This is a genomic window from Accumulibacter sp. (genome assembly GCF_031732815.1).
Taxonomy (GTDB): Bacteria; Pseudomonadota; Gammaproteobacteria; order Burkholderiales; family Rhodocyclaceae; genus Accumulibacter.
In genome coordinates, this window is the sequence record NZ_JAVMKF010000011.1 from 1 (window position 1) to 9,913 (window position 9,913).

Annotated in this window: 7 protein-coding genes; all 7 read left to right on the forward strand. The window is 63.7% G+C overall.

What is annotated here, in order from left to right:
- Nucleotides 1-467 (forward strand): ATP-binding cassette domain-containing protein (locus tag RKP46_RS00925; protein ID WP_311104892.1); only part of this gene is annotated, 467 nt, incomplete at its 5' end.
- Nucleotides 468-488: 21 nt separating this feature from the next.
- Nucleotides 489-5,159 carry an NAD-glutamate dehydrogenase gene (locus RKP46_RS00930; protein ID WP_311104893.1) on the forward strand — a complete coding sequence of 1,557 codons (4,671 nt, stop codon included), beginning with the start codon at nt 489-491 and terminating at the stop codon, nt 5,157-5,159.
- Between the two features lie 183 nt (nt 5,160-5,342).
- The gene (locus RKP46_RS00935) at nt 5,343-5,894 is read left to right on the forward strand and encodes a DUF2889 domain-containing protein (protein ID WP_311104894.1); all 552 of its coding nucleotides are present in this window, start codon (nt 5,343-5,345) and stop codon (nt 5,892-5,894) included.
- A 58-nt stretch (nt 5,895-5,952) separates the two neighbouring features.
- Nucleotides 5,953-7,113, forward strand: a complete 1,161-nt coding sequence (sucC, locus tag RKP46_RS00940; RefSeq protein ID WP_311104895.1) for an ADP-forming succinate--CoA ligase subunit beta — start codon at nt 5,953-5,955, stop codon at nt 7,111-7,113.
- Between the two features lie 9 nt (nt 7,114-7,122).
- A complete protein-coding gene (sucD, locus tag RKP46_RS00945) occupies nt 7,123-8,016 on the forward strand; it encodes a succinate--CoA ligase subunit alpha (RefSeq protein WP_311104896.1) in 894 nt (297 codons plus the stop codon).
- A gap of 178 nt (nt 8,017-8,194) precedes the next feature.
- Nucleotides 8,195-9,154 carry an ornithine cyclodeaminase family protein gene (locus tag RKP46_RS00950; protein WP_311104897.1) on the forward strand — a complete coding sequence of 320 codons (960 nt, stop codon included), beginning with the start codon at nt 8,195-8,197 and terminating at the stop codon, nt 9,152-9,154.
- Nucleotides 9,155-9,156: 2 nt separating this feature from the next.
- Nucleotides 9,157-9,913 (forward strand): Stp1/IreP family PP2C-type Ser/Thr phosphatase (locus RKP46_RS00955; protein WP_311104898.1); only part of this gene is annotated, 757 nt, incomplete at its 3' end.

A 9,913-nucleotide genomic window follows, 5' to 3' on the forward strand; every position in this document is an offset into this window, starting at 1 on the left:
TCTTCCCGCACATGAAGATCATCGACAACCTGTGCATTGCCCAGGTCAAGGTGCTTGGCCGCAGCCTCGAGCAGGCGCGCGAGAAGGGAAGCAAGCTGCTGGAGCGCGTTGGTTTGCGCGAACAGGCGGAAAAGTACCCGGGCCAGCTTTCCGGCGGCCAGCAGCAACGCGTGGCCATCGCCCGGGCGCTGGCGATGGACCCGATCTGCATGTTGTTTGACGAGCCGACCTCGGCGCTCGACCCGGAAATGGTCAACGAGGTCCTGGATGTGATGACCGAGCTGGCGCAGGAAGGGATGACGATGATGTGCGTGACGCACGAAATGGGCTTTGCCCGGCGCGTCGCCAGTCGGGTGATCTTCATGGACCAGGGGCGTATCGTCGAGGACGACAGCAAGGAGGCGTTTTTCCGGAATCCGCGCTCGGAGCGCGCGCAGCAGTTTCTCGCCAAGATCCTTCACCACTGACCCGCGCGGGAGGCTTGCGTCATGGCTTCGTCCAGCGAATCGATCGTCACACTGCGGCGCAATCTGCGCGATGTCGCCGACCGTCACAAGTTGTCGCCGGGGGTGCGCGAATACCTCGACACCTACTTCGCCGACGTCGAACTGACCGACGCCGGTGATGCCAGTCCGGAAGGACTCCTCGGCGCGGCCGTACAGCATTTCCGCCTGGGCGAGGAACGGCGGCTGGGCGAGGCCTGTGTCATGCTGTACACGCCGGACTTCGATCGCCATGGCTGGCATTCGCCGCATACCGTGCTGGATGTCGTGACCGACGATGTCCCGTTCCTGGTCGACTCGATCACCATGGTCGTCTACCGCCATGGTCTGGCCATCCATCGTCTCCTGCATCCCTTGCTCGGCGCGCTGCGCAGCGACGGCGGCCGACTGCAGCATACCCGCCCGCGCGGCAGCGAAGGGACGCAGGCCGAGTCGTGGATACACCTGGAGATCGATCGCGTCGGCGCCGATGCGCTACCCGCTTTGCGCGAGGAAATCGTCGCCGTGCTCGCCGATGTGCGTAGCGCGGTCGATGACGGTGCGGCGATGTATCAGCGGATGCACGCCGCGCGCGATGAAGTCGCCGCTTCCACTGCCTTCGAGCGCGACGAAACGGCGGCCTTCCTGGCCTGGGTCGTCGCCAACAACTTCGTCTTTCTGGGCAGCGCGGATTACCAGTTGGCCGCCGGCGAAAGCGTTCTCGTGCGCGTTGCCGAGAGCGGTCTGGGCCTTCTGCGCGACGTTGCTCATCCGCGCTTCGGTCGCTGCCTGAGCGGAATTCCCGGCGCGGTCGCCGAACTCGGCAAAGATCCGGCGGCAGTGATTCTGGTCAAGGCAGATACGCGCTCGACCGTGCATCGCTCGGCGTACCTGGATTTCATCGGCATCAAACGCCTGGCCGAGGACGGCAGCATCGTCGGCCTGCGCGCTTTCGTCGGCCTGTACACGGCGCAGGTCTACCATGTTGCGGCGACTGACATACCGCTCCTGCGGCGCAAGCTGTCCGCGGTCGTCGAGGCGATTGGTTTTCTGCCGCGCAGCCACCGTGACAAGACGCTGGTCAACGTGCTCCAGACGTACCCGCGCGATGAATTGATCGAAATCGCGCGCGACGACCTGGTGCGCATTGCGCGCGGCATCGTTTCGCTGCACGAGCGCGAACAGGTGCGCGTCTTCCTGCGCAACGACGCCTGGGGGCGCTACGTTTCGGCGATGGTGTACATGCCGCGCGATCATTTCGACACGACTGTCCGGCGGCGCATTTCGGCACTCCTGCAGGACACCCTGGCGGCCGAGCAGGTCGATTACTTCGTGATGCTGGGTGAATCGCGGCTGGCGCGCCTGCATTTCATTGCCCGTACGCCTTTCGGCACGCGCTATCAGTACGATGGCGAGGCCATCGAAACTCAGGTCGCCCGCATCGTGCGCGGTTGGACCGACGAGTTGAAGCAGAACCTGGTTGCGCATTATGGTGAGGAGCACGGCAACCGCCTGTTGCGCCGCTACGCCAGCGAGTTGCCCCTGTCTTATCAGGAATGCGTTACGCCGGCGGGTGCGGTGTCCGACCTCGAGCGTCTCGAAACGGCCGAGCGCAGCGGTCAGGTCGAGGTCAAGCTGAGCACTGCGCAGGGCGACGACGGCTCGCACCAGCGTCTGAAACTGTTCCGCCGTGGCCGTGCGCGGCCCTTGTCGACCATCCTGCCGATGCTGGAAAACATGGGGCTGACGGTGCTCTCCGAACAGCCGTTTACCTTGCCGGCAAGTGATCTGCAGATCGCCGACTTTGCCGTTCAGTTGCCGCAGGCGGCGGCGCTCAACGACGAAGCAACGCGCCGTGCCTTTGTCGAACTGCTCGAAGCGCTGCTGCGCGAGCAGGTGGAGAACGACGGTTTCAACCGTCTGGCGCTGCTCGCCGGAATTGATCTGCGGCAGATCGGCATCCTGCGCGCGTACAGCCGCTACCTTCGGCAGACCGGTCTGCCGTTCAGCCAGACGTCGGTCGAGCGCTGTCTGGCGGCGCATTTCGGCATTGCCCGTCATCTCGTCGAACTGTTCGCAGCGCTCTTCGCGCAGCAGGGCGATGAGCAGCGCGCTGCCGCGCTGAGCGAAGAACTGAACGCCGCCCTGTTGCAGGTGAGTAATCCGGACGACGACCGCATCCTTGCCGCGCTGCATACCGTGATCCAGGCGACCTTGCGCACCAACGCCTATCAGACCGACGCCAGCGGTCGGGCAAAGGACTACCTGTCGTTCAAGTTGTCCTCGCGCGACATACCTTTCCTGCCCGCGCCGGTTCCCCTGTACGAGATTTTCGTCTACAGCGAACGCGTCGAGGGCGTCCACCTGCGCGGCGCGCGCGTGGCGCGTGGTGGCTTGCGCTGGTCGGACCGCATGGAAGACTTCCGCACCGAGGTGCTCGGGCTGGTCAAGGCGCAGATGGTAAAGAACGCCGTGATCGTTCCGCTGGGTTCGAAAGGGGGCTTCGTGTGCAAGCGGCTACCGCCGGCGAACGAACGCGAGGCGGTGCTCGCCGAGGGGATTGCGTGCTATTCGCTGTTCATCCGCGGCCTGCTCGACCTGACCGACAATCTGGTCGACGGCAAGGTCGTTGCACCGTCCGGAGTCTGTCGCCGCGACGGCGACGACCCTTACCTGGTCGTCGCTGCCGACAAGGGCACGGCGAGCTTCTCCGACATTGCCAACGGGATTGCGGTCGATTACGGATTCTGGCTCGGCGACGCTTTCGCCTCCGGCGGTTCGGCCGGCTACGACCACAAGAAAATGGGCATCACCGCGCGCGGTGCCTGGGAGGCGGTCAAGCGGCATTTTCGCGAGCTCGGTGTCGATATCCAGCAACAACCGTTCACCGTCATCGGCATCGGCGACATGTCGGGCGACGTCTTCGGCAACGGCATGCTGTTGTCGCGCGAGATTCGGCTGCTGGCTGCTTTCGACCATCGGCACATCTTCATCGATCCACAGCCCGACGCCGAGCGCAGCTTTGCCGAGCGGCAGCGCCTCTTTGCCCTGCCGCGCTCATCGTGGGCCGACTACGATCGAGCGCTGATCTCCAGCGGCGGTGGAGTCTGGCCGCGCGACAGCAAGTCGATCCGCCTGTCGCGCGAGGTGCGCGCCTGGTTGCGCTGCGACGCGCTGCAGATGACCCCGCCCGAACTGATCCGGGCCATCCTGCAGGCCAGGTGCGATCTGCTTTACAACGGCGGTATCGGGACCTACGTCAAGGCCAGTGGACAAAGTCATCAGGAAGCGAGTGACCGGGCCAACGACGTGCTGCGCATCGACGGCAACCAGTTGCAGGCGCGCGTCGTCGGCGAAGGCGGCAACCTGGGAATTACGCAGAGGGGAAGAATCGAGTACGCGCTGAACGGCGGCCGCATCTTTACCGACGCGATCGACAATTCGGCCGGCGTCGACTGCTCGGACCACGAGGTCAATATCAAGATTCTTCTGTCCGGACGCGTGGCGCGCGGCGACATGACGGCCAAACAGCGTGACGCCCTGCTTGCCTCGATGACCGAGGAGGTTGGGCAGCTCGTCCTCGCTGATAATCGCCAGCAGACGCTGGCCATCGCGCTGGAAGCAGCGGCGGGGGTCGAACTGATCGAAGTTCACGGTCGCCTGATTCGCGGTCTCGAAGCGCGCGGCGCCCTGCACCGCGCCATCGAGTGTCTGCCGGACGACAAGGGTCTGAGCGAGCGCGCGCAGCAGAAGCGCGGCTTGACCGCACCGGAAATTGCCGTGCTGCTGGCCTATACCAAGATTTCGCTGAAAGAGGATCTCCTGGCGTCGTCGTTGCCGGACAGCGAAGAGGTGCACGAATTGCTCGTGAACTACTTCCCGGGCGTCCTCATCGAGCATTGCCGCGATCTCCTGCCCAGGCATCCGCTGCGGCGAGACATCACGACGACGCAACTGGTCAATCTGCTGGTCAACCGCATGGGAACCACTTTCGTCATGCGCATCAGCGACGAGACAGCTGCCTCGGCGGCCGAAGTGGCTGCCGCCTGGTACGCGACCAGCCGTGTGCTGGCGGCAGAGGAACTCTGGTACGAGCTCGAGCGCCTCGACGGCCTGCTGCCGGCCAGCCGGCAGATGGAACTGATGGCGAACCTGCGGGCGATGACCGGGCAGGTGACGCGTCTCTTGCTCGTCCGCCTGCGCTCCGGCGTGGCCCTGGGCCAGATCATAGACGACTACCGCCAGCCGGCGGCCGAGGTCATCGGCGAACTGCGTGGTGCGCGGCAAGGTGTCGAGGCGATCACCGCACTGATCGAGCAGCGTGCGGCGGTGATCGCGGTCGTCGAGCTGGTCAATCTGGCGCACACGACCGGCCATTCTCTTGGCGAAGTCAAGCGGGGGCTGGGGCGACTTGCCGAGCAGCTCGACCTCGACTGGCTGGCGGCAGCGATCGGTCGTCTGCCGGCCGGCAACCGCTGGCAGGCAAGAGCCCGTTCGCAACTGGCGGCCGACCTTGCCACGTTGCGCCAGCATCTTCTCCGGCAAGTCCTGGCCGACGCGCAACCGCCGACCGACAAGGCCGGCGCTGTGGTCGACGAGCTTAAGAGTAGCGAGCCGCAGGATCTGGCGATGCTCTCCGCCGGGCTGGCCGAGATTCGCCGGCTGGTCGTCGGCTGAGCTTTGCCGAGACGCTGAACAGGCGGCGACGACGAGCTTGGCGCCACCTCGAGCGCCCGTCGACGAGGCCGGACGACGGCTGTAATTATGAATTTCGCCGGCAAAGAAGTGCCCGCTTGTAGTAAGATCCAGTGCTAGTAGCGATGCCTCGAGTGCCGCTTGCCAGCTCCTTCAGGATCATTGATGACGCTGCCCCCGCCCACCGCCGAACGTACCCTCAAGCATGTGCGCAGCGTACAGCTTGGTGGCTACAAGCGGAGCGACGGATGTTGGGACATCGAGGCACGCCTGACCGACGTCAAGGATCATGACTACCCCTTGTCGTCAGGCTTGCGCAAGCGGGGCGAGGCCGTGCATGACATGTGGCTGCGGGTCACCATCGACGCGCGGATGGGCATCGTCGACGCGATTGCCAGCACCGATGCCATGCCGTACGTCGGCCATTGCGATCGCATTACGCCGGCCTACCGGCAACTGATCGGTCTCAACCTCTTCCATGGTTTCCGCACGGCGGTCAAGACGCTGTTCCGCAGCACGCGCGGCTGCTCACATCTGAGTGAGCTGGCGATGTTCCTGCCCACCGCCGCGCTGCAGACCTTCGCCAGCGACGTGCCGGACAACGACGACAGCGGCCACAAGCCCTATCAGCTCGATCGCTGCCACGCGCTGGAGTCCCATTCAGACGCGGTACGCCAGTATTATCCACGTTGGTACCGCGGCCAGAAGCCGGGGTAGGACATCCTGCCCTGCGGTTCATTACGTTTCGCAACCTTAACTCAAGCAAGGAAAGCGCATGAAAATTCACGAATATCAGGGCAAGGAACTCCTGAAGAAATTCGGCGTTGTCGTTCCGCGCGGGGTGTTCTGTCCGACCGTCGAAGATGCGGTCAAGGCAGCCGAGACCCTGGGCGGCAAAGTCTGGGTGGTGAAGGCCCAGATTCACGCCGGCGGGCGCGGCAAAGGCGGCGGCGTCAAGGTGGCCAAATCGCTCGACGAGGTGCGGCAGTATGCGAGCCAGATTCTCGGCATGCAACTCGTTACCCATCAGACCGGACCGCAGGGTCAGAAGGTACGGCGTCTGCTGATCGAGGAAGGGGCAGACATCCGGAAGGAATACTACGTGGCCGCGCTGACCGATCGCGCGACGCAGACGGTGGCCATGATGGCCTCGTCGGAAGGCGGCATGGATATCGAAGAAGTCGCGCACAAGACGCCCGAGAAAATCATCAAGGTCTTCGTCGACCCCGAGGACGGGCTGACCGACGCGCAGGCCGGGCAACTCGCCGATGGTATCGGCGTACCGGCCGAGTCGCGCGACAAGGCGGTGGCCACGTTGAAGGGCCTCTTCAAGTGCTACATGGAGACCGACGCTTCGCTGGCCGAGATCAATCCGCTGATTCTTGAAGGGAACGGCAACATCAAGGCGCTCGACGCCAAGTTCAACTTCGACTCCAATGCGCTCTATCGGCAACCGGAGATCGTTGCCTACCGCGATCTCGACGAAGAAGATCCGGACGAACTGGAAGCCTCGAAGTTCGACCTGTCGTATATTTCGCTCGACGGCAACATCGGTTGTCTGGTCAACGGTGCAGGTTTGGCGATGGCGACGATGGACACGATCAAGTTCTTCGGCGCCGAACCGGCCAACTTCCTTGATGTCGGCGGAGGCGCAACCACGGAAAAGGTCACCGAAGCCTTCCAGATCATGCTGCGCAACCCCAAGGTCAAGGGGATTCTGGTCAACATCTTCGGCGGCATCATGCGCTGCGACACGATCGCCACTGGTGTCGTCGCCGCGGCGCGCGAAACGCACCTCTCGGTGCCGCTGGTCGTGCGCATGAAGGGAACCAACGAGGATATCGGCAAGAAGATCCTGAGTGAATCCGGCCTGCCGATCATCACCGCTGATTCAATGGCGGAAGCTGCCACCAAGATCGTCGCTGCGGTCAGTTAAGGAGCCACCATGTCGATTCTGATTAACAAAGACACCAAGATCATCACCCAGGGGATCACCGGCAAGACCGGGCAGTTTCACACCGAAAAGTGCCAGGAGTACGCCAACGGCAAGAATTGCTTCGTCGCCGGGGTGAACCCGAAGAAAGCCGGCGAGAGTATTTTCGGGATTCCGATTTACGCTTCGGTCAAGGAAGCCGCCGCGCAGACCGGCGCCACGGTCTCGGTGATCTACGTTCCACCGCCCGGTGCTGCAGCGGCGATCTGGGAAGCAGTTGAAGCCGATCTCGACCTGGTGATCTGCATCACCGAAGGGATTCCGGTGCGCGACATGCTGGTCGTGCGCAACAAGATGAAAAAGCGCGAAGCCGCTGGCGGCAAGAAGACCCTGCTGCTGGGCCCGAACTGCCCCGGACTGATCACGCCTGACGAAGTCAAGATCGGCATCATGCCGGGTCACATCCATCGCAAGGGGCGCATCGGCGTCGTTTCGCGCTCCGGTACGCTGACCTACGAAGCGGTCGGCCAGTTGACCGAGATTGGTCTTGGTCAGTCGTCGGCTGTCGGTATCGGTGGTGACCCGATCAACGGCCTGAAGCATATCGAAATCATGCAGCTCTTCAACGACGACCCGGATACCGATGCGGTAATCATGATCGGCGAGATCGGCGGTCCTGACGAAGCGAATGCCGCGTTGTGGTGCAAGGCCAACATGAAGAAACCGGTCGTCGGCTTCATTGCCGGCGTTACGGCACCCGCCGGCAAGCGGATGGGCCACGCCGGCGCGCTGATTTCCGGCGGTGCCGATACCGCCGAAGCGAAACTGGCGATCATGGAAGAGTGCGGTTTCACGGTGACCCGCGATCCGTCGGAAATGGCCAAACTGATCAAGTCGATGATCTGAGCCCGTCGCCTGCAGCGCAGAGTTGGGGAAAAGAGGGCAGACGATCGTCTGCCCTCTTTGTTTGCTCTCGGCAAGCCGAGTTTTGCCGGTAAAATCAGGGCTGCGCCAGTGCATCGACCGGCTGCCTGGCGAGCCTCCGAAGCAGCAGCCATCACAGTGTCAAAACCATGAGGAGAGAATGGCGCTATTTCTGACTGAAAGCGATGTCGCACAATTGTTGACCATGCCGCTCGCGCTGGAGGCAGTGGAAGCCGCGCACCGAGCCTTGGCTGTGGGGCAGGCGCTCGATGTGCCACGCCAGCGCACGCGTCTGCCGCAGACGACGCTGCATGTTCTGCAAGGAGCACTGCCCGAGTTCGGAGTGATTGGCTACAAGGCCTACACGAGCAATCGCTCGGGAGTGCGCTTTCTCGTCCATCTGTACGACGCATCGACCGGCAGCCTGCGCGCGGTGATCGAGGCCGACCGCCTGGGCATGATGCGCACCGCCGCAGCCTCTGGCGTCGCGACGCGCTGCCTGGCGCGGACGGAGGCGCGCGTGCTCGGAATGTTTGGCGCCGGTTGGCAGGCGGAAGGCCATATCGAGGCGATCGCCGCGGTACGCGCGCTCGACCACGTCAAGGTCTATTCGCGTAACGGCGAACGTCTGCAGGAGTTCTGCCGGCGAATGTCGGAACGCTTGGCGCTCGAGGTGCGGCCGGGGGCTTCGCCGGAAGATGTGGTGCGCGGCAGCGATCTGGTGAGCACGGTGACGACTGCCGCCAGCCCGCTGTTCAGTGGCGACTGGCTGGCGCCAGGAACGCACATCAACGCTGCCGGATCGAATTCGCTGATCAGGCGCGAGCTCGGTGAAGACGTCCTGAAGCGCTGCTCGGCGATCGTCGTCGATAGCGTCGAAACGGCGCTGCGCGAAGCCGGCGATCTGCTGCCCTGGCTCGAGAAGGGTCGCCTGCATGCGGGTCAGCTGCGCGATCTTGGCCAGGTGCTCGTCGGGCGGCAGCCTGCGCGGACAACCGCCGAGGCGATCACCTTGTTCGAATCGCAAGGCCTGGCCGTGCAGGACCTGGCTTTGGCTGCTCGTCTGGAGAGCCTCGCACGTGTGCGCGGCCTGGGCAGCGAACTGCCGTACGGAGCCTAGTCGTGCCCACCAGCCTGTCCGGTGCGCTTGAGGTTGCCGTCCAGACGGACCCCGGATTGGTCAGAGGGCACAACGAAGACGCCGTCTTTGCCGATGCCGGCCGCGGACTGGCGATTCTTGCCGACGGCATGGGTGGCTACAGCGCCGGGGAGGTGGCGAGCAGCATGGCTACCAAGCTCCTGTCTTCCCGCCTTGAAGCGGCTTTCAAGTCGGTTCCGCCGCACAAGCGGGACGGCCGGACGGGGCAGCCCTTTGCCCACAGTTGCCTGGTGCAGCAGATTGCCGCGGTAAACACTGCGATCTATCGAGCCGCAGAAAGCCAGGTCCAGTTCGTTGGCATGGGAACGACGCTGGTCGCCGTCGTCTTTTGCGACAACAAGCTGATCGTCGCGCATGTTGGGGACTCGCGTCTATACTGTCTACGGAGCGGAAGCTTCGCCGCCATGACACGCGATCACTCGCTGCTGCAGGAACAGATCGACAGTGGTCTGATCTCGGTCGAAGAAGCGCGCCACTCGATCAACAAGAACCTCGTGACGCGCGCGGTCGGGGTTGACCCGGAGGTTGACGTGGAGAGCCATCTTTACCCGGTGCAGCCTGGCGACCTTTATCTTCTTTGTTCCGATGGACTTTACGATATGGTGGACGACCTGGAAATCCACCGTACGCTCGAAACCTATGGCGCGAATCCCGATCTGGCGGCGCGCCAGCTCATCCGCACCGCGAACGACAATGGCGGCGAAGACAATGTCTCGGTCG